Here is a 19,809-nt window from a genome sequence, read left to right as displayed (position 1 = left end):
CAAGCGCATCGCCCAGCTCCTGATTCATCGCGTTCATCTTGTCAGGGCGGTTCATGACCAGCGTGACGAATGCGTCCTGCGGGTCCTTGTTCCAGATAACGATATCTTCCGACATGAGCTTCTCCCCTCAGGCGATTTCGATGACGTAGCGGCCGCGCGTCCTGCCGTCCAGAATGGTGTTGGCCAGTTCGGGAACGTCGCCGAGCTTCGCCGTTGTCGTCAGCGACTTCAGCGTTTCGCGGTCGAGATGACGGACGAGATAGTCCCATGCGCGGGCGCGCTTGTCCTGCGGAGCCATGACCGAATCGATGCCGAGCAGCGCCACCCCGCGCAGGATATGCGGCATGACCGATGTGGGAAGGTCCGCACCCTGCGCGAGCCCGCAGGCCGCAACCGCCGCACCATAGCGTGTCTGGGCAAGGATGTTCGCCAGCGTATGGCTGCCCACCGCATCGACGGCACCGGACCAGCGCTCAGCCTGCAGCATCTTGCCGGGCGCGGAAAGCTCGTCGCGCGCGATGATGGAGCGCGCACCGAGACCGCGCAGGAAATCGTGCTCGCTTTCCCGGCCGGTCGATGCGGTGACGTTGTAGCCGCGGCGCGCCAGCAACGCGATGGCCACCGTGCCGACGCCGCCGGCCGCGCCCGTGACCAGCACCTCGCCATCGTCCGGGCTGATCACGCCCCAGTCCTCCAGTGCCAGCACGCACAGCGCCGCCGTATAGCCGGCGGTGCCGATCGCCATGGCCTCGGCAGGCGTGAAGCCCTCGGGCAGGCGCGTCAGATGACCGGCCCTGATGCTCTGGAAACGGGAGTAGCCGCCCCATTCCGTCTCGGAAAGGCCCCAGCCATTGACCACCACCCTGTCGCCGGTCTTCCATTCCGGTGCCCTCGACGACACCACCGTGCCGGCAAGGTCGACGCCGCCGACCATCGGCAGACGGCGCGCAATGCGGCCCCTGCCGCTGATGGCAAGGCCGTCCTTGTAGTTCAGGCTGGAATGGCTGATCTCGACGAGCACGTCGTTGTCCGGCAGGTCGGCAAGCGTCAGGTCCTCGAAGCCGGCCCTCGGCTTGCCGTCCGCGTCGCGGATGACGAGCGCCTGAAATTTCTGATCGGTCATGTCTTGCTGCTCCATCAGTCTGAAAGGGCCCGATGCGGCCTGAAAAATCCGTGCCGCCTTGCACGGCCAACCCCGGAAAGGAGCGCGGCCGGAGGCGATCTCTCTATTTTGTTATTAAAATATGTAATTGACTTCCTTTGCAACAGAAATATCCTGAATCACAGACGCGACCGGAAGAACCAGAAAAGCATAGAGAATTGTCGCGACGTGGGAACAGCGAGCATCCGGATGCAGCCAACCAGATTCTGCGGGCGCGGCCCCGCCTGCCAATCATCCCCATTCCCTTCCCGGGACGGCTGCCGCCATGACTGATCCCGTTGCCACGCAGGTCAAGGCGAAGCCGGCGCTGACCGACCGCTACAGCCAGACGCAGGGCCGGGTGCTGGTCTCCGGCACACAGGCGCTGATCCGCCTGATGATCGAGCAGGCAGCCGTGGACAGGGATGCCGGGCTGAATACGGCCGGCTATGTTTCCGGCTATCGCGGGTCGCCGCTGGCCGGCTTCGACACCGAAATCGCGCGGGCAAAGCCCTTCCTCGAAGGAAAGGTCGTGTTCCAGCCCGGCCTCAACGAGGATCTGGCCGCAACTGCGGTCTGGGGAACCCAGCAGATCGACCTGTCACCCGGCGCGCGGCACGACGGCGTATTCGCCATGTGGTATGGCAAGGGGCCGGGCGTCGATCGTTCGATGGATGCGATCCGCCACGCCAATGCCGCCGGCACGCATCCGCATGGCGGCGTGCTCCTTCTGATGGGAGACGACCACGGCGCGGTCTCCTCCACGCTGCCGCATCAGTCGGAACACAACATGATCTCGGCCATGGTGCCGGTGCTGTCGCCGGCCGGCGTGCAGGAATACATCCCATTCGGCCTGGCCGGTTTCGCCATGAGCCGCTTTTCGGGCGCATGGGTGGGTTTCAAGTGCCAGACCGAGATCGTCGAATGCAGTGCGACCGTCGATCTGCCGCCGCGCCAGCCTTTCCGGACGCCGGAGATGGAGTTGCCGCCGGGTGGACTGTCCATCCGCTGGCCGGACAACCAGCTCGATCAGGAAAGAAGGCTCGATACCAAGCTGCGCGCTGCTCAGGCTTTTGCCGCGGCCAACGGGCTGGATGTGATTTCGGGCAACCGGACGTCGGCCAGACGCGGCATCATCTCCACCGGCAAGAGCTGGCTCGACCTGACCGGCGCCCTGGAAAAGCTCGGGATCGATGCGGAAGCGGCGGGTCTGCGCCTCTGCAAGGTCGGGCTGTTGTGGCCGATGGTGCCGGAAACACTCGACCGGTTCGCCGACGGCCTCGACGAGATCCTCGTCGTGGAGGAAAAGCGCGCAATCATCGAAGATCAGCTGCGCGCGCATTTCTACAACCGGCCCGAAGCCGGCCGTCCGCGCCTTTCGGGCAAGACCACCCCGGATGGAAAATCTCTCATCTCCGCCACCGAAGAGCTCGATCCGGCAGGCCTTGCCAGCGTGGTGGCGAGGTTTCTGGGACTGGAGCCGCCCCGCCCGGCGCAGGTGCCACCGCCGCCCGACCTGACGATGCCGGCGCGAGAGCCCTACTTCTGCTCGGGCTGCCCGCATTCGGTTTCGACCGTGCTGCCCGATGGCAGCCGCGCCACGGCGGGCATCGGCTGCTCCATGCTTGCCGTGAACATGAACCGCCATGTGGAAACCTTCACCCAGATGGGTGGAGAAGGCGCGAACTGGATCGGCCACGCGCCCTTCACCGATGAGCGCCATCTCTTCGTCCATATGGGCGACGGCACCTATTTCCATTCCGGCCTGCTGGCGATACGGGCCGCCGTCGCGGCAAAGGTCAACGCCACCTATAAGATCCTCTTCAACGATGCCGTCGCCATGACCGGCGGACAGAAGCATGACGGCGAGCTGAGCGTTCCCGCTGTCGTCGACCAGCTTCTGGCGGAAGGATTGCGCGAGGTGGTCGTCGTTTCGGAAACGCCGGAAGTCTGGCAGGGCGCGTTGCCGCCCACGGTGAAGATTTCCGGCCGCGACAACCTCCTGCCCGAACAGAAGCGACTGCGTGCGATCGAAGGCGTCACCGCCATCATCTACGATCAGGTCTGCGCGGCCGAGAAGCGCCGCCGCCGCAAGCGCGGAAGCTTCCCGCAACCGAAGGCGCGCGTCGTCATCAATCCCGAAGTGTGCGAAGGCTGCGGCGATTGCTCGGTGCAGTCCAATTGCATATCGGTCGAACCGCTGGAGACCCCCCTCGGCCTCAAGCGGCAGATCAACCAGTCGGCCTGCAATGCCGACCAGAGCTGCCTGAAAGGGTTTTGCCCCAGTTTCGTGACGGTGGAAGGGGCAACGCCCCGCAAGACGATGAAGCCCCTGCCGCAAGAGATAGAGGACGAGCTTCCGGTTCCCGCAGCGGCAGAATTTTCCGGCAGCCATTCCATGCTGCTCACCGGCATAGGCGGCACCGGCGTGATCACCATCTCGGCCATCCTCACGCAGGCGGCCCATCTCGACGGGCTTTCGGTGCTCACCCTCGACCAGACGGGCCTTGCCCAGAAGAACGGCGCGGTCATGTCCCACATCCGCATCGGCAGCTCCGCGGCAGCGCTCAACGCCCCCCGCATCGGCACGGGAGAGGCAGACGTCATCCTCGGCTTCGACAATGTGGTGACCGTATCGCCCAAGGCCTTGCGGACGCTCGAGACCCGGCGCTCGCATGTCGTGGTCGACAGCCATTTCACCCCGACCGCAAGCTTCGTGAGAAATACGTCGGCAGCACTGCATGCGGACCTGCCGCTCGCCGAACTGCGCAGGAGGCTGGACGCGGAGCGCCTCGTCACCCTCGATGCCTCGCATCTGGCCGAAACCTATTTCGGCGACGCCATCGCTTCGAACATCCTGCTCACCGGCCACGCCTTCCAGCTTGGCCTGATCCCGATTTCGCTGGAATCGATCCTGACCGCAATCTCCCTCAATGGCGGGCCGGTCGCACAGAACCTGCGCGCCTTCAAGACAGGCCGGCTGGCTGCCCTGCGCCCCGAAACCTTGGCCGGCCCGGAGGCCATGGCGAGCGAAACGCCGGCCGAACTCAAGGCCCGGCTGGCCGACCGCCTGACCGCCTACCAGAGCCCGGAATATGCGCAGAGGTTCCTGAGGCTCATCCAACGCGCCGAAGCCAGGGTAGACGGCCATGAGGGCGCGGAGGCATTCCTCGACGCCCTGATGCGGGGCGCTTACCATGTCATGGCCTACAAGGACGAATACGAGGTGGCGCGGCTGCTCAGCGCTCCCGATTTCCTCGACTCCGTCCGAGCTCGTTTCGAGGGTGATCTGCGTCTCAATTTCCATCTCGCCCCTCCGCTTCTCAGCCGCAGGGACGCTCGCACGGGCCGCCCGGCCAAGCGCGCCTTCGGCGAGAAGATGCTTCCCGTGTTCCGCACGCTGGCGAAACTGAAGCGCCTGCGCGGCACGCCGTTTGATCCGTTCGGCTACACCCATGAGCGGCGGCAAGAACGCCAGTTCCGCGACGCTTATCTGCAAGGCATGTCCGACCTGATCGAGACCCTCGACCCCGCCGATCTTTCCGCGGCCACCCGCAAGGCCGCAGAAGTCATGGAGGTAAGAGGTTATGGCGACGTCAAGCTCAACCGCCTTGCGGCATTCAGGACGCGTAACGGGGAAATAGCCTCTGGCCCGACAGGAACCTAAATCGCGCGCCGATGCGGCAGGTTGCACGTCTCCATCTTTTCGTCCGTCACCACTACACCCGACAAAGTGACGGTGACTGCGGCGATGGCACTGTCCGGAACCACGGCCGGAGCTTACGTTCGGCAAAGATCGGTCAGGCGAAGGGCAAGTTCCACGTCGAAGCGTTTCGTCGCGGACTCGAGGTCCAGCCCGAACAGTTCCGCCATTCTCGCAAGGCGATAACGCAAGGTCGTGACATGGATTTCAAGCGCGTCGGCGCATTGCTGATTGCGGCAGCCGGACTCGAAGTAAGCCTTCAGCGTGGCAAGGAACCGGGTGTCATGAGCCACATCGTGTTCGATGATCGCCCCCAGCGAGCGATGCACGAAATCCCGGACATAATCTGCATTGGCGGTTGAAAGCAGTATGGGCAGGGGGCCGAAATCCTCCGCCGCAAGAATGCCCCGCTTGCCGAAAGACTCCGCGATTTCCAGAATGCTCCCGCAGCTCTTCCAGTGCCCGGGATAATCCTGCAGCGTGTTGCAGGCATCGCTCAGCACGATGATGGGCTCGACAGACGTGTAATGGCGCACTTCACGCTCCACCTTCGCCATGATCTCGCGGAAATGATCTTCCGAAGGCGTTTTCGCGGCGGGCACCAGAATGATCGTGCGGCCGCCATGTCCGATCACCACCGGCGTGGCGCCGTTTCTGTCGAAGAGCAGCGCAATGCCCTTCTGCACGTTCCGCAGGGTCGCGGCGGCGAGACTGTCGCTTGCGGCGAAGGAGACGACGATCATCCTGTGCGCGCGATTGAGACGGATCCCGAACTTCAGTGCGCGCTGCACAAGGTCGTTCTCATTGTTCCATGTGCCGTCGCAGATTTCTCCGAACAGCTCGTCCAGCGTGCGTCTTTCGAACTGGAAGCGGATCAGGTTTCGCATCAGCTGGACGCTGATGGCGAGCCTGATGCTGCCGATCAGAAGCTGGTCGTATTCGCTCAGCTCGTCGTCGCCGAAAACCATGAGCGCCCCGACGCTCAGGCCGTCGATGCGCAGGGCGTAGACACTGGCTGTCAGTGCAAAGCCGTGGCGTTCCACCGCAACCGGAAATTCGATGGCCGCGGCACCGTCCCCGCGCATCGTATCGAAAGGCAGCCGCCTGATGCGGGGGCGAAGCTGGGCTTCGACGATTTCATGCCACTCGACCTCATCGAAGAGCTGCGGCTTCGGGGATGCTCCGGTCAGAATGGCGTTGGTCGTCAGGTCGACGATCAGAACCGGCCGCTGAAGGATGGGACGAATGACGTCGGAGAGTTTCTGGACGGAATCGTCGGAAATCGCCTGCTGCATCAGCCGCGTATGGGTCGACAGCACCATTTCGCGCTGCAGCGCCGAATCTTTCTGCTCGGCAATTGCCTTCTGCTTCTCGACCGCGATCGATCCGAGCTGGACGATCAGCTTCATCAGGGCGAGGTCTGAGGGGCCGATATCCTTCACCCGCTCCGAATTCGCCGTCAGCACCATCGGCCTGCCAAGCAGGTCCGTGCAGCGCATGGGCATCACCAGGACGCTGCAATAGCCGCGCTCGCGCGATTCCTTGCGGAAGCCGGGAAACTCGTCCGATGCCTGCGCATCGGGGATGAACACGGGCTGATTGCTGCGCAGCGCCACGAGCGAGGGGCTGGTCGCCAGCACCCACTGGTCTTCGAGTCGGTCGAACTGCACCGTCGGATCATGCCGCACGGTGACGTAGCCATAGCCGCTGGCAAGGTCGATGCTCATGATCGAACCACGCAGCCAGTTGCCATGCCGGCACGCCGCGACCACCAGTTGCTCCAGGGTGGCATTCGTATCGCTGCCGCTGTTGATGAGATCGGCGACATCGCCGAGCGCCGTGATGAGCAGGTTTGTGTCCATGCCGTTTTACCGCGTCCTCAAAACCAAGAAAAGAACTCAAGCTTCTCCCTATTAAAGAGGGATGCGCGCGACGTCCAAAGACCGGATTCTGCATGTCTGCGAAACCCTGGAGGAAACAGCCCGCCAATGACACTTACAATACGAAAGATCTTCACCGTCACCGAAGAAGTGCTTGTGGAAGGCAGCAGGCCGGCTGATCGCCCGGTGACGGCCGTGGCGGTCGCAGCGGTGCTGACCAATCCCTGGGCCGATGGCGGCTTCACCGACGATCTGCGGCCGGTCATCAACGAATATGCGCCGGTGCTCGGCCAGATGATGACCGAGCGGCTGACCGGCCTGATGAAACCGGAACGCATCGAAGCCTACGGGAAATGCGCGGCCGTCGGTCTCGACGGCGAGATCGAGCATGGATCCGCCCTGATCCACACGCTGAAGTTCGGAAACCTGTTTCGCGAAGCCGCCGGTGGAACCGCATATCTGAGTTTCACCAACACGCGCAACACCGCCGGAAGCCTGCTGTCCCTGCCGATGACGCACAAGACGACGACCGGCACCCGCTCTCATTTCCTCACGCTCAGTTTTCAGATCGCCGATGCTCCCCGCGCCGACGAGATTCTGATCGCCATCGGAGCTTCCGACGGCGGACGTCCGCATGCCCGCATCGGCGACCGCTTCCAGGACATGGCAGAGATGGGCATTCGCCAGCCCTGACAGGGTCCGATGTGAAACGGCCCATGAGAAGTGGAACGGCGGCGCATTCCCTGCGCCGCCGTTCTTGCGTGCGCCGCCTTCAGGAAAGCCTGAGCACCGCGCCCAGTTCATCCGCATGCATCACCCAGCCATAATTGCGTTCAAAGGCTGCAAGCGTCGCCTCATGCTGCTGCGGCGCATTGGAGGAAAGCCCATCGGCAACGAGGACCGTGGGGTAGCCGTGATGCACGGCATGACGCGCGCTGTCTTCCACGCACATTTCGGTGATCGTGCCCACGACCGCCAGTCCGTCGACCTCATGGGCGCGCAGCCTGTCTTCCAGATCGGTGCGATGGAAGGCGCTGTAATAGATCTTGTCGACCACATCCTCGCCCGGGCGCGGCAGAAGTTCATCGATGACATCGATGACATCGCGCTCGGCGTCGAGATCGGCATAATGGCGGCGGAAGCCCGGCACACAGGCATTGACCGGCGGTTGCAAGCGCCCGATCCAGCCGAAGCGCGCCGCCAGAGGCCGGTAGAGGTCGTCGGCGATGTAGCGCGTATAGACGACCGGCAGACCCGCGCGGCGAAACTTCCCGATCAGATCGCCGATGACAGAAATCGTCTCCCGCGCCGACGGCACTTCAAGTGGCGCCTCCCGGCGGACAAAATCATTCTGCATGTCGACGACAAGAAGCGCGGGCCTCTTCAGATGTTCAAGCATCGGTACCGGGCTCCCCCTGGATGTCGTGAAAGCGGGGCCGGCCAGTCATGCGCCGCCGCCCCCGCCCGTCGCCAGACATGTGCCTTACTGCGCGGCCTCGGCAACCCAGCCGTCGAAGGTGGCCTGATTTTCCGCGATCCACGTTTCACCCAGCTTGCGCAGGGCGCGATCCGAGCTCTCCTTGTTGAGCTGTGTCTCCCATTCCGCCCACACCGAAGTCGGCCAGCGCATCACCTCGACGAACTTCTTAACGGCCGGGTTGGCATTGATGAAGTCCTTGTTCACCGCCATCATCCAGTTCCAGGACCCCGTGGTCATGCGGCACGGATCCTGACCGCCGGCGCAGCCGATGACACCGTTCACCAGATGGCCATTTGTGGCCGTGACATTCTCGGGCAGGGCATCGAAGGGAATGGGCAGCCAGACTGCATCCTCGCCCGGCTTCAGCGTGTCCGTGACCCAGGACGGCGACCACGTGTAGATCAGCATCGGTTCGCCGCGCTTGGCCCGTGCAAAGCTCTCGGCAAGCAGCACTTCGTATTTGGCGCGCACGGTCTGCACCGTGTCCTTCAGGCCGAATTTCTCGATCTGGTAGTCGACCACGTCACCACAGCGCCAGCCCGGATCGCAATTGACCATGTCGGCCTTGCCGTCGCCATTGGTGTCGAAGAGCGCCGCGATCTTGGGATCCTTGAGCTGCTCGACATTGGTGAGGTTGTAGGCCTCGGCGGTCTTCTTGTCGACGTAATAGCCATTGATGCCACCGCCGATGATGGAGCCCTCGCCGATCAGATCGAGCTTGTCCTTCAGCTTGACATAGGATGCCTCCTGCTGCGGCATGTTGATGTCGGAGACAAAGTCCATGTCGCCCTGAGACGCGGCCTGCATGGAGGCGGTGGAGCCGAGCGTGCTCATCTTGACGTCGTAACCGAGCTTTTTCAGCCCCTCGATCAGGATCACGTCCTGAACGTAGTTGGCTCCGAGGCTGTCGCTGCGGGCAAATCTGATCGTCTTGCCCTCACCCGGCTTGTCCTGTGCCGACACCGGCTGCCAGGCCATGGCCAGAACCGCCGCAATTGCAAAAATCTTGTGCCTTGCCGTTATTTTCATCGTCTTGCTCCCAGTTGAATGACGTTCCGTTTCTTGCCGCCCCCGGTCAGGCCGACCGGGTGACGGTCCCCTTTGATTTGATCGCCTCCGGATCCCGCGAAGAGATCAGTTTGCCGATGAAGCGGGAGGCGAAGGATGCGTTGCGCCCGGCATCGGGTTTGCGGGTGGCGAGCGCCTGCGTTATGCGATCGAGCACCATGGCCAGCAGCACGATCGCGATGCCGCCGACCGCTGCCCGGCCGACATCGAGCCTGCCGAGCCCCTGCAGCACCACGAGGCCGAGACCTTCCGCGCCGATCATGGCGACCACGACGGACATGACCATCGCGGTCAGCACCGTCTGGTTCAGGCCGCCCAGAATGGTGGGCACGGCCAGCGGAAGCTGGATTTCCCACAGGAGCTGGCGGCGGTCGGCGCCGAAGGCATGGCCCGCCTCGACCAGTTCCTTGTCCACCATGCGGATGCCGAGATTGGTGAAGCGGATCAGCGGCGGCGCCGCGGCAACGATGACGGCGACGCCGCCCGGAACCGTTCCAACCCCGAAAAGCATGACGACCGGCACCAGATAGACGAATGTCGGCGTTGTCTGCATGACATCCAGAATGGGCCGAACGACGCCCCAGACCCGATCGTTGCGCGCCGACCATACACCTATGGGAATGCCGATGACGGTGCAGATGAGGATCGCCGTGGTGATGAGAGACAATGTCGTCATCGCATCGGCCCACACGCCCAGCGCCGCCACCACGATCAGCGCGATGCCGCTGAAGCAGGCGACCGACAAGCTTGCCAGACGCCAGGCAAGCAGGAAAACCAGCACGACGAACAGCGGGAACGGCGTTGCCTGCAGCACTGCTTCATTGAAGCGCAGCAGGCTTTCCACCGGCCATTTTATCGCAATGAATAAGGGCCGGAAATTGTAGGCCAGCCACTCGACGCCGTTCTGAATCCAGGAATCGACCTCGAAGACGTTCAGATCATCGGCATCAAACATGGGGCGCTCCCGTCGAATTTGCACCGGGTTGTGAGGAAAGCGGGGCAATCGCCGCAAGCATCCTTTCGGGCGTGAGGCGCCCGACCAGACGGCGGGATCCATCGACGACGGCCAGCGGCCTGCCGCTTCTGTAAAGGCGGGCGGCGTCGATCAGCTTCATGTCCGAGGGCACGCAAACGACATCGTCGCACACGAGACCTTCCGGGGCGGCGCCTGCGCGTATGCTGTCGACATCGCCGGCCTTCACCGAGCCCAGCACCTGCATCTGCGCGTCGACGGCGATCATCTGCCCCGTCTGCCCGTCCGGCACGAGCCGCAGCGTCCCGAGTTCGACCGGGTGATCGGCCGCCGTCATGGCCATGCTCACATCGAAAAGCCGCGCCCGGTCGACGTCGCGGGTGAAGGATGCGACATAGTCGCTGCCCGGATCGAGCACGATCTCTTCCGGCGCGCCTTCGCGCACCACCTTGCCATCGGCCATGATGGCGATGCGGTTGCCCAGCTTGAGCGCCTCCTGAAAATCGTGGGTGATGAACAGGATCGTTTTCTGCAGGGTGCCCTGCAGGCGCAGAAGTTCGTCCTGCATCTCCGACCGGATGAGAGGGTCGAGCGCGCTGAAGGCCTCGTCCATGATCAGCACGTCGGCATCCGTGGCAAGCGCCCGCGCCAGTCCGACACGCTGGCGCATGCCACCGCTCAGCTCGTGCGGCTGATGATAGGCCCAGCGCGCCAGTCCCACCACGGCCAGCACCTCTTCGGCGCGCCGGCGGCGTTCGGCAGGCGGCACGCCGCGCAGCTTCAGGCCGAATTCCACATTGGCGATCACGTTCTTGTTGGGCAGCAGCGCGAAATGCTGGAACACCATCGAAATGCGCGTGCGGCGCACCTCGCGCAACTCGGCCTCGCCCAGAGGAACCAGGTCACGGCCATCGAGCAGGATGCGCCCGGCGCTCGGTTCGTTGAGCCGGTTGATGCAGCGCGCCAGCGTCGACTTGCCCGATCCCGACAGGCCCATGATCATGTAGATGGCGCCCGAAGGCACGGACAGCGACACGTCGTTGAGGCCAACGACCATGCGCAGCTCGGTCAGCACGCGATCCTTGTCCGCGCCGCTTTCAAGCATTGCCACCGCCTTTTGCGGCGCCTCGCCAAAGATCTTGTAAAGTCCTTCAACTCTAAGCCGTTCGCTCAAGATCGTTCGCCCTCATTTTCTCGTTCGCCTCCCTGCCGCCGGTCCCGCCCCTACTTCAAAGGCGAAAAATCGGCAGGCTTGAGGATCCGGTTTTCCATTGCCTCGATACAGGCCGACAACCGCGGCGTGAAAGCCTGCCAGCGTGGATCGTCGGCAAGTTCCTGCCGTCGCCGCGCGCGATCGGCAAGATCATCGTAGCCCCACATGTGCACCACATGATTGAGAGGTCCGATCTCGCTGACGAAATAGGCAATCAGATTGCCGAGGACCGGCTGCTGGATCGCCAGCCCCTCCTCCCGCACAAGCGCCAGATACTCTGTCATGCGCCCGGGCCGGATGCGATAGATACGCTCCTCGACGATCATGTTCCGGCCCCTTCGCGTGCCATCTCCTCGCGCACCTGCCGCGCGACACGGAAGGCCTCGACCCCCGCCGGCACCCCGCAATAGACGGCGACCTGCACCAGGGCTGCCTGCAATTCGCCATCGCTCAGGCCGTTACGCACGGCGCCGCGGAAATGAATGGCGAATTCGTGCATGCGGCCGAGGGCCGCCAGCATGCCGAGGTTCAGCAGGCTGCGCTGCCTCAGATCCAGCGCCTCGTCCGACCAGCAGGCGCCCCAGCAATATTCGTTGAGCATGGCCTGGAACGGCGCGCCGAACGCATCGGCATTGGCGAGCGCCCGGTCGACATAATCATCCCCGAGCACGCGCCGCCGGATTTTTTCGCCGGCCTGCTGAAGGTTCTTATCCATCCGCGGTCTCCTCATGCATCAGAAAATCATCGATCATCCCGGCCACCAGATCAGGTGCCTCATGCAGGATCGAATGACGAAGGCCCGGCAGGATCTTCAGTTTCGAGCCCGGAATGTTTTCATGCATGAAACGTGCCATGCGCGGATTGGAACCGATATCCTCCTCGCCTGTCGCGATCAGGGTCGGGCAGCGGATCCGGTCGAGAAGGCCCCCAAAATCCGTTTCGGCCAGAACGCGGTAGGCGGATGCATAGCAGGCGGGATCGTTTTCCGCATTCCTGCGCCGCAGATCCGCCATCAGCGCCGGGTTCGCCGCCTGAAACGCCTCGGAAAACCAGCGCGAGAGGGAGGCATCGTAATGAGAGCCGCGCTTCCCGCCGCGCAGGGCCTCCAGCCTCGACAGCACACGCTGGCGCTCCTCATCCGTACGTCCCGCGACAGTGGAGAGCAGGACGAGGCGGCGCAGACGGTCAAGATGCGTGAGCGCGATACGCTGGGCGATCAGCCCGCCGAGCGAAAAGCCCGCCAGATTGAAGGTATCGAAGCCCACCTCATCCACCAGCGCCAGCGTGTCACCGACGAAATCGTCGATCTCGTAGCGGCCGTTGATCTTGCCGGACCTGCCATGTCCGCGAAGATCGAAGGTCAGGACCGTATAACGCCCGGCGAGGCGGCTTATGACCCCTTCCCACGCCTCCAGCGATGCCCCCACGCCATGCACGCACACGAGCGGCTCCGGCCCGTTTCCCGTCAGGCGGTAGTTGAGGGCGACGTCGCCCGCCATGAACAGGCGGTCGCGGCTCATTGCGCAGCTTCGAGCGACAGGGCATCGCGCTCCCGTCTGGCGAAGACCGGGATGATTTCCTCGGCGAACAGTTCCAGCGTGCGCTTCTGCAGCTCGAACGGCAGATTGTAGTTCATCCCGAGGCAAAGCTGGTCGACTCCCGCCGCCTCATACGCCTCCAGCTTTTCGATCACTTCGTCCGGCGTTCCGAACAGCATGTTCGCGCGGATGTTCTGCGGATCGTAGTTTTCACGGCCGGCCACGGCTTCATAGGGAACGGCATCGGGGAATCCGTTCGTCACGGTGCCGATATTCTGGAACAGATTCTCGAAGTAGCGGCCATAGTCCATGCTGTATCGGACGAGCTTTTCCCAGTCTTCGGCCTTGTCGAACACACCGGCGCGGCGCTGCATCATGAACAGCGGGCGCGGAACCTCCGGGTGATCGGCAACCGCTTTCCTGAACTTCGAGGCCAGATTCTCAACCTCCGACATGGGCTGGGAAAGCGGCGTGGACATGATGCTTGCCCCCAATCCGACGGCCCAGTCGAAACTGGCGGGATCGCGCGCCGCGACCCAGATGCGCGGATGCGGCTGTTGCAGCGGCTTGGGAACGGAGGTTGCCGTCGGAAACTTCCAGATCTCGCCGTCATGGGCATAGTCGCCTTCCCACAGCTTCTTCACCGCAGGCACGATCTCCTTGAGGAAAGCGGCACCCTGCTGCTGCGGGATGCCGCCCGCCATGCGGTCGAACTCGTACTGATAGGCGCCCCGGGCAATGCCGAATTCCAGCCGGCCGCCGGTGAGGTGGTCGCAGAGCGCGGCCTCGCCCGCCAGCCGGATCGGGCTCCAGTAGGGCGCGACCACCGTCGCGGTACCGAGCCGGATGCGGTCCGTATGCTGCCCGAGCCATGTCAGCACCGAGAAGGGATTGGGCGCGATGGTGAACTCGATGGTGTGATGCTCCGCCGTCCACAGGGTCTCGAACCCGCCACGGTCGGCAATCCGGGCAAGCTCCAGCATGTTCCGGGTAACCTCGGTCATCGGGGTGTCCGGGGATGAGCGTTCCAGATGGAGGGAAACTGAGAACTTCATAGCACTCTCTTCAGCGTTATATCTTTCGGAAAAGGCGGGATTGGGCGGTCATTTCAGGCGGATGACGAAGGGGTCCTGCATGGCGCCGGAGTAGTCGAGCACGACGTTCTTGACGCGCGAGAATTCCCGCATCACGTCGAAGCCGCCCCGCCGTCCGTAGCCGCTCTCCTTGAAGCCCCCCATCGAAGACATGAAGGCGGCCGAGCGATAGGTGTTGATCCACACGGTTCCCGCATCGACCTTAGTGGCGAAGCGCATGGCGCGGTCGATGTCGCGGGTCCAGATGCCGGATGCCAGGCCGTAGCGCGTGTCGTTGGCCAGCGCGATCATCTCGTCTTCGCTGGAAAACGGCATGACGCCGACCACGGGACCGAAAAGCTCGTCGCGCATGAAGCCCATGTCGTTGCGCGCGCCGGTCAGCACCGTCGGCTCGTAATACCAGCCCTTCGCCAGATCGTCGCGCTGCGGCCTGCGGCCTCCGGCAGCGACGCTGGCGCCCTCCCTTATGCCCGATGCCACATAGCTCTCGACCTTCGACACCTGATCGAGAAGGGCAAGCGGACCGATATCGGAGGTTTCCAGCATCGGATGCCCGAGTGTGATCTTTCGGGTTCGCTCGACCAGGGCTTCGACAAAACGGTCATAGATCCCGGCTTCGACAAAACACCGAGATCCGGCAACGCAGGTTTGTCCGGCAGCCGCGAACACGCCCGCCACCACCCCGTTGACCGTGCGCTCGATATCGACGTCACCGAACACGACATGCGGCGACTTGCCGCCCAGTTCCATCTGGCAGGGAATGAGGTTGTCGGCCGCGTTGCGGGCAATCGTGCGCCCGGTCTGGGTGCTGCCGGTGAAGACGATCTTCGCCAGCCCCGGATGTCGTGCCAGCGCATCGCCGGCCGTGCGGCCGCTTCCCGTCACCACATTGACGACGCCGGGCGGAAAACCGGCCGCCGTGATCAGTTCCATCAGCGCCAGCGTCGAGGCCGTCGCGTGCTCGGAGGGCTTGATGACGACGGTGTTGCCGATCGCCAGACATGGCGCCAGCGTGCCCGTCAGCAGCATCAGCGGCGAGTTCCACGGCGTGATCATGCCAACCACACCGATCGGCTCGCGCAGGGTGAAGTTGATCATGTCGAGCTTGTTGACGGGGATGGTATCGCCCTGAAGCTTGTCCGCCATGCCGGCGAAATAGGTGTATGAATCAGGAAGGGCGCGCATCTGCGCGCGCATCTCCTTGATCAGCTTGCCATTGTCGCGGGTCTCGATTTCGGCAAGCTGGTCGGCATGCTCGAGCATGAGTTCGGCGAGCCGCCGGACCAGCTTGCCCCGGTCGGTCTGGGTCATGCGGCGCCAGGCCGGATCGGCGAATGCCTGCCTCGCCGCCCCAACAGCGGCATCGACGTCCTGCGCGCCCGCATCCGCAAACTCATACCAAGCTTCCCCCGTCGCCGGATCGTAGCTCTTCAGGTAGTTGCCGCTCTGCGGCTCGGTCGCCCTGCCCGCGATGAACAGGTTCTGACGGGATCCCTCAAGCGACGTTACGGTCGTTTTCATGCTTTCCTCGCGACTATTTCCGGTCAGGCGCCGTAAAGGCCTTCGCTTTCGATCATGGCGACGCGGCCGCCGTTGCGGCTGTCCATGTAGATCCCGAAGCGCCGCCCCTTGCGCTCGCGCGCATACCGCCGCAGCACCGCCTTCATCTCGCGGCTCGGTATGCGCTCGTAAGGCAGGTCGTCGATGGGAAAGAACTGCAGCCCTTCCGGCAGGTCCCGCGCCGCGTCGGCGGCAATCGAGGCCCGGTAGATAAGGTATCCCGGCGCGCTGTCGGCCACGTCGAACACCGAATAGAGAAAGGTCCTTTCAGGCTCGACGGAAACGGATTGCCCGCTCGCCAGCACCACCTGATTGTCGGCCTTGCGCGTCCTTGCCGTCGGCAGCGACAGATGCCCTTTTTCATCGCACCGCAGAAGGATGCTGTCGGACCCCTCGATCAGATAGCCGACGACCATGCTCTGCGAGGCAGACCAGCCGGTCGGCAGGGGATCGTTGACACTGACATAGCGCCCGCGACAAAAGCCGAGCGGCGTCGCGGGGCTGGTGCCGAACGCCCGCACATGCCCGATGAGGACGATATGATCGCCTGCGTCCACCCGGCTGTGAACGGTGCAGTCGAACCAGGTCAGGCTATCTGTCAGAACGGGCGCGCCGGTGTGGACGCTGTCGACATTGACGGCATCGAACTTGTTCAGGGACTTGGAGGCGAAAATCGCGGAGACGTCCACCTGTCCTTCATGCAGCAGATTGACCGCAAAGGACTGCGTTGTCGCAAACGCCGGAAAGCTCGACGCCGACTTGTTGACGCAAACCAGAAGCAGCGGCGGATCGAGCGACACCGATGTGAACGAGTTGGCCGTCATCCCCCGCAGCTCGCCGTCCTCATCCCGCGTCGTCACAACGGTCACGCCGGTGACAAAGGTGCCAAAGGCCCGCCGAAGCTCGATAGGATCGATGGCTCTGTTGTGACGGTCCATTCCCGCCCTTCCCAATTCATGAACATCTGCCAACGACGATATCCATGAATCCCGCAGCATCTTCCTCAGACAAAAGGATCGGATGACTTATGTTTTATCGATTCAGAGCATGATGCGGATGGATGCGGAACAGAGGCCGGCCAGCCTCCCCGACGTCGAGTGGGCCGGGACTGATAGTTAGGACGGCTCAACGATCGCAAGCGATCGTCACCCGTAGATGGAATGCCGATAAGAACACTGTGAAAGGTCGTGGTTGGTGGATGTATCTATACCGGGCCACAGACAGCTTGGGCGATACACCGGCCGAGAGGTTTTCGCGATGGCCGGCACGCGCTTCGAACCCGTCAAACTGACGGTAAAAGTGGGTGGGCGGCAAGATTGGACTGTTGAGCTTAGACGCTAGAAAGGAGGCGTTGGCGAGGCTGCCTGGAAGTGCTCGCGCAAAGTCTGCGTTTCGTATTCGTGGCGATACAGGCCGCGCTTTCGCAGGATCGGCACGAGTTCGTCGACGATTACCGCAAGCCCGTCGATCAGACGGTCCGGCTGCAGGTTGAAGCCATCGACGGCTCCCGCGTGGAACCAGTCTTCGATATGATTCGCAAGCTGCTCAGGCGTGCCGACAAAGCCGGCGTGTCCGGAGCCGGTGTAACGCGTCTGTTTGAGATATTCGCGAACCCTGGGGTTTGTCTTGCGGATCTGCGCGACGATCGACTCCCGGAAGCCGACGCTGCCGAGAAAAGTCTGCGTATCGTTGATGGGACCCAGCACCTCGTCGGGAAACGGCTCATCGAGTTCAAGCTTCGAGGCATCGTAGCCGATCGCCTGGGAGAGCCAGTTGATCGAATATGACGCCGGGCCTGCGTCGTGAATCTCGTCGCTGCGGCGCCGCGCCTCCTCCTCCGTGCTGCCGAGGCTCAGCAACAGGCCGGGCAGGATCTTGATGTCATCCGGCGAGCGGCCATGGTCGCGGGCAAATCCCTTCACCAGCCGGTAATGCTCGATGGCCTGGTTCTTGGTGAGTTCCGCCGCGAACACGCCTTCGGCTGCCCGTCCCGCCAGCGCGCGCCCCTGTGGCGAACCGCCTGCCTGGAAGATGACCGGCCGTCCCTGCTTCGATGGCGGAACGCGCAGGCGACCTTCGATATCGAAGAACTCCCCATGGTGGCGCACGTCCCTGCCCCAAAGCCGGCTGAAGAAAGCGACTACCGGGAGCCCTGTACGAGAATGTCGTGGCGGAGCGTTATACCTTCTCGATACGGATGCCCGTGCAACATCGACCAATTCGCTCGCAAGTTCGATGTTGCACGGGATGATATTTGAAATTCGTCTGGAATGACAATGATTTATAGAAACACCAGCCGCCCGCCAAATCTTGCCTGCTCTAATCATGTTTAGTTGTTGATTTTTATCCCGAAACCGGTTCCCACTTTCGGGCAGCCTGCTTCGGGAGCGGCCGGAAGAGCACTTGTCACGTCGCTAAGTTTACACCGGCAGACTCGCGCGCGAAAACCGGGCAGACAGATACCGCTGGGGTGAAACGGGTTGCCGCACGGGCGCGCACAGCGACATAGTCGTTTGTCGAAGAGGCTACTTGCGATCGTACTGCATTACCGAAGCGATTCCGCAGCAGGGATCGCGTCTGCTTTACCGATCCGGATCGTTGTCCGGAAAGTCCGGCAGTTGCTGGAAGGCGTTCCTGAGGGCCGAGGACCATCCTTCCGAGACGGTGCGATAGTAGTCGTCGTCCTGACCGATGCGCTTTTTCAGCCCGATTTTGAAGCTGTCCCTCTCATAGAACAGGAGGTCCAGCGGCAGGCCGACGGAGAGGTTCGATTTCAACGTCGAGTCAAACGAGACCAGCATCAGCTTGGCCGCTTCGGCAAAACTCATCTGCCGCTCATAGGCGCGAATGAGGATCGGCTTGCCATATTTCGTCTCGCCGATCTGGAAGAAAGGTGTGTCGTCGGTGGCCTCGATGAAATTGCCTTCCGGGTACACCATGAAAAGGCGCGGCTCCGAGCCCCGTATCTGACCGCCAAGGATGAAGGAGGCGTGGAAGGCATCCGCCTTCTGGCCGGCGGGCGCCGAGCCTGCGATCACTTCCTTGACCGTATCGCCGACCAACCGCGCGGTCTGGTACATGGAAGGGGTTTCCAGCACAGTGGAATGCCGGTCGGCCACGGCCTTGCTGCGCTCCTCGAGAAGGCTGATCACAGCCTGCGTGGTAGCGAGATTGCCAGCCGACATCAGGACGATCACCCGCTCGTCCGGCTGCTCCCATACATGCATCTTGCGGAAGCTTGAGATGGAATCCATTCCGGCGTTGGTGCGCGTGTCCGACATGAACACCAGCCCCTGATCAATCTGCAATCCCACGCAATAGGTCATGAATCTGTTCCGGCCCGAATCCCGATGGAATTACTGCTCCACGGTGATCGCGACCGCAAGTCGTTCTTCCGCCTGCCCAAGCCTTATGCCGGAGATGGGCATGGCATCCTGATAGTCGCGCCCCACGGCGATGCGCACATAGCGCTCGTCCGGGCAGATGCCGTTGGAAGCGTCGAAACCCACCCATCCAAGCTTCGGCACGAAGGCTTCGGCCCATGCATGGCTGGCCGTCTGCTCGACCGTTCCCTCCATCATCAGATAGCCGCTGACATAGCGCGCCGGATATCCCATGGCGCGCGCCGTGGCAGCGAAGATGTGGCTGTGGTCCTGGCAGACCCCTGCCCCAAGCGCCAGCGCATCCTCCGCGCTCGTGTCGGTGGAGGTCGCGCCGCTCACATAGCTGACGCGCTCGCGGATCAGGGCCATCAGCCGGTGAAGCCGGTCCAGATCGGCGCCCTCTCCGGCAAGGCCGGCAAGCTCGGCTATGCCCTCGCTGGGCTTCGTCAGGGCGGTTTCGCGGCAGAAAAGCCAGAGCGGGGCGAAGCCGCAGCGTGTGCCGTAAACGCCTGCGGTGTCCAGCGTGTCGACCTCGCCGCTGACCTGCACGACCATGCGGTGCGGCGCGCCCTCGACGCTGATCAGCCGCGTTTCGTTTTCGAACTGGTCGGTGAAGCACACCTCCTCGCGCCCGCCCTCTATATCCAGACCCCATGAGAGAACCTTCTGCGTCGGCCCGCTGGCGGGGTTGAGGCGCAGGCGCTGCAGGGCGTAGTGCAACGGAGTGTCATAGGCATATTCGGTCCGATGGGTAATTTTCAGCCGCATCAGGCACC

General features: G+C 63.1%; 17 protein-coding genes. 2 read left to right on the top strand and 15 right to left on the bottom strand.

Features of this window, described 5'->3' with window-relative positions; genetic code table 11:
• Positions 1-127: 127 nt before the first annotated feature.
• A complete protein-coding gene (locus MIC97_RS24005) occupies positions 128-1,123 on the bottom strand; it encodes an MDR family oxidoreductase (RefSeq protein WP_239802416.1) in 996 nt (331 codons plus the stop codon).
• A 304-nt stretch (positions 1,124-1,427) separates the two neighbouring features.
• Between MIC97_RS24005 and MIC97_RS24000 the strand changes: the two genes are divergently transcribed.
• On the top strand, positions 1,428-4,808 hold the full coding sequence (locus MIC97_RS24000) for an indolepyruvate ferredoxin oxidoreductase family protein (protein WP_239802415.1): 3,381 nt from the start codon (positions 1,428-1,430) through the stop codon (positions 4,806-4,808).
• Between the two features lie 113 nt (positions 4,809-4,921).
• On the opposite strand, the gene MIC97_RS23995 is transcribed toward MIC97_RS24000, so the two are convergent.
• A complete protein-coding gene (locus tag MIC97_RS23995) occupies positions 4,922-6,706 on the bottom strand; it encodes a helix-turn-helix domain-containing protein (RefSeq protein WP_239802414.1) in 1,785 nt (594 codons plus the stop codon).
• Positions 6,707-6,832: 126 nt separating this feature from the next.
• Between MIC97_RS23995 and MIC97_RS23990 the strand changes: the two genes are divergently transcribed.
• Positions 6,833-7,417: an amino acid synthesis family protein gene (locus MIC97_RS23990; RefSeq protein WP_239802413.1), complete on the top strand. Its 585-nt coding sequence runs from the start codon at positions 6,833-6,835 to the stop codon at positions 7,415-7,417.
• A 79-nt stretch (positions 7,418-7,496) separates the two neighbouring features.
• Here MIC97_RS23990 and MIC97_RS23985 read toward each other — a convergent pair whose 3' ends face one another.
• The 13 genes from MIC97_RS23985 to MIC97_RS23925 all read right to left on the bottom strand — a co-directional run bounded on the left by MIC97_RS23985 (position 7,497) and on the right by MIC97_RS23925 (position 19,801).
• Positions 7,497-8,123: an isochorismatase family cysteine hydrolase gene (locus MIC97_RS23985; RefSeq protein ID WP_239802412.1), complete on the bottom strand. Its 627-nt coding sequence runs from the start codon at positions 8,121-8,123 to the stop codon at positions 7,497-7,499.
• A gap of 84 nt (positions 8,124-8,207) precedes the next feature.
• Positions 8,208-9,233: a glycine betaine/L-proline ABC transporter substrate-binding protein ProX gene (gene proX / locus MIC97_RS23980; protein ID WP_239802411.1), complete on the bottom strand. Its 1,026-nt coding sequence runs from the start codon at positions 9,231-9,233 to the stop codon at positions 8,208-8,210.
• 46 nt (positions 9,234-9,279) lie between these two features.
• Positions 9,280-10,227 carry a proline/glycine betaine ABC transporter permease gene (locus tag MIC97_RS23975; RefSeq protein WP_239802410.1) on the bottom strand — a complete coding sequence of 316 codons (948 nt, stop codon included), beginning with the start codon at positions 10,225-10,227 and terminating at the stop codon, positions 9,280-9,282.
• Positions 10,220-11,419: a glycine betaine/L-proline ABC transporter ATP-binding protein gene (locus MIC97_RS23970; protein ID WP_239802409.1), complete on the bottom strand. Its 1,200-nt coding sequence runs from the start codon at positions 11,417-11,419 to the stop codon at positions 10,220-10,222. Before MIC97_RS23970 ends, MIC97_RS23975 begins: the two co-directional genes overlap by 8 nt.
• A 50-nt stretch (positions 11,420-11,469) precedes the next feature.
• Entirely contained in the window at positions 11,470-11,784 is a 315-nt protein-coding gene (locus tag MIC97_RS23965; RefSeq protein ID WP_239802408.1) for an NIPSNAP family protein, read from the bottom strand.
• Complete coding sequence (locus MIC97_RS23960) at positions 11,781-12,173, bottom strand: carboxymuconolactone decarboxylase family protein (RefSeq protein ID WP_239802407.1); 393 nt, start codon at positions 12,171-12,173, stop codon at positions 11,781-11,783. The genes MIC97_RS23965 and MIC97_RS23960 overlap by 4 nt, the downstream gene beginning before the upstream one ends.
• Positions 12,166-12,978 carry an alpha/beta fold hydrolase gene (locus MIC97_RS23955; protein ID WP_239802406.1) on the bottom strand — a complete coding sequence of 271 codons (813 nt, stop codon included), beginning with the start codon at positions 12,976-12,978 and terminating at the stop codon, positions 12,166-12,168. The genes MIC97_RS23960 and MIC97_RS23955 overlap by 8 nt, the downstream gene beginning before the upstream one ends.
• On the bottom strand, positions 12,975-14,051 hold the full coding sequence (locus tag MIC97_RS23950) for an LLM class flavin-dependent oxidoreductase (RefSeq protein WP_239802405.1): 1,077 nt from the start codon (positions 14,049-14,051) through the stop codon (positions 12,975-12,977). The genes MIC97_RS23955 and MIC97_RS23950 overlap by 4 nt, the downstream gene beginning before the upstream one ends.
• Before the next feature lie 48 nt (positions 14,052-14,099).
• Positions 14,100-15,611: an aldehyde dehydrogenase gene (locus tag MIC97_RS23945; protein WP_239802404.1), complete on the bottom strand. Its 1,512-nt coding sequence runs from the start codon at positions 15,609-15,611 to the stop codon at positions 14,100-14,102.
• 23 nt (positions 15,612-15,634) lie between these two features.
• Complete coding sequence (locus MIC97_RS23940; RefSeq protein ID WP_239802403.1) at positions 15,635-16,588, bottom strand: flavin reductase family protein; 954 nt, start codon at positions 16,586-16,588, stop codon at positions 15,635-15,637.
• Positions 16,589-16,987: 399 nt separating this feature from the next.
• Positions 16,988-17,977 (bottom strand): LLM class flavin-dependent oxidoreductase, encoded by a 990-nt coding sequence (locus MIC97_RS23935; protein WP_275592577.1) that lies wholly within the window; start codon positions 17,975-17,977, stop codon positions 16,988-16,990.
• 255 nt (positions 17,978-18,232) lie between these two features.
• A complete protein-coding gene (locus tag MIC97_RS23930; protein WP_239802401.1) occupies positions 18,233-18,976 on the bottom strand; it encodes a proteasome-type protease in 744 nt (247 codons plus the stop codon).
• 30 nt (positions 18,977-19,006) lie between these two features.
• Positions 19,007-19,801 carry a transglutaminase family protein gene (locus MIC97_RS23925; RefSeq protein WP_239802400.1) on the bottom strand — a complete coding sequence of 265 codons (795 nt, stop codon included), beginning with the start codon at positions 19,799-19,801 and terminating at the stop codon, positions 19,007-19,009.
• Positions 19,802-19,809 lie beyond the last annotated feature (8 nt).

The organism is Aquamicrobium sp. NLF2-7, assembly GCF_022359935.1.
GTDB classification, from domain to species: Bacteria; Pseudomonadota; Alphaproteobacteria; order Rhizobiales; family Rhizobiaceae; genus Mesorhizobium; species Mesorhizobium lusatiense.
The sequence above is the reverse complement of the archived record's forward strand: the minus strand, read 5'-3'. Positions and strand labels throughout refer to the sequence as shown.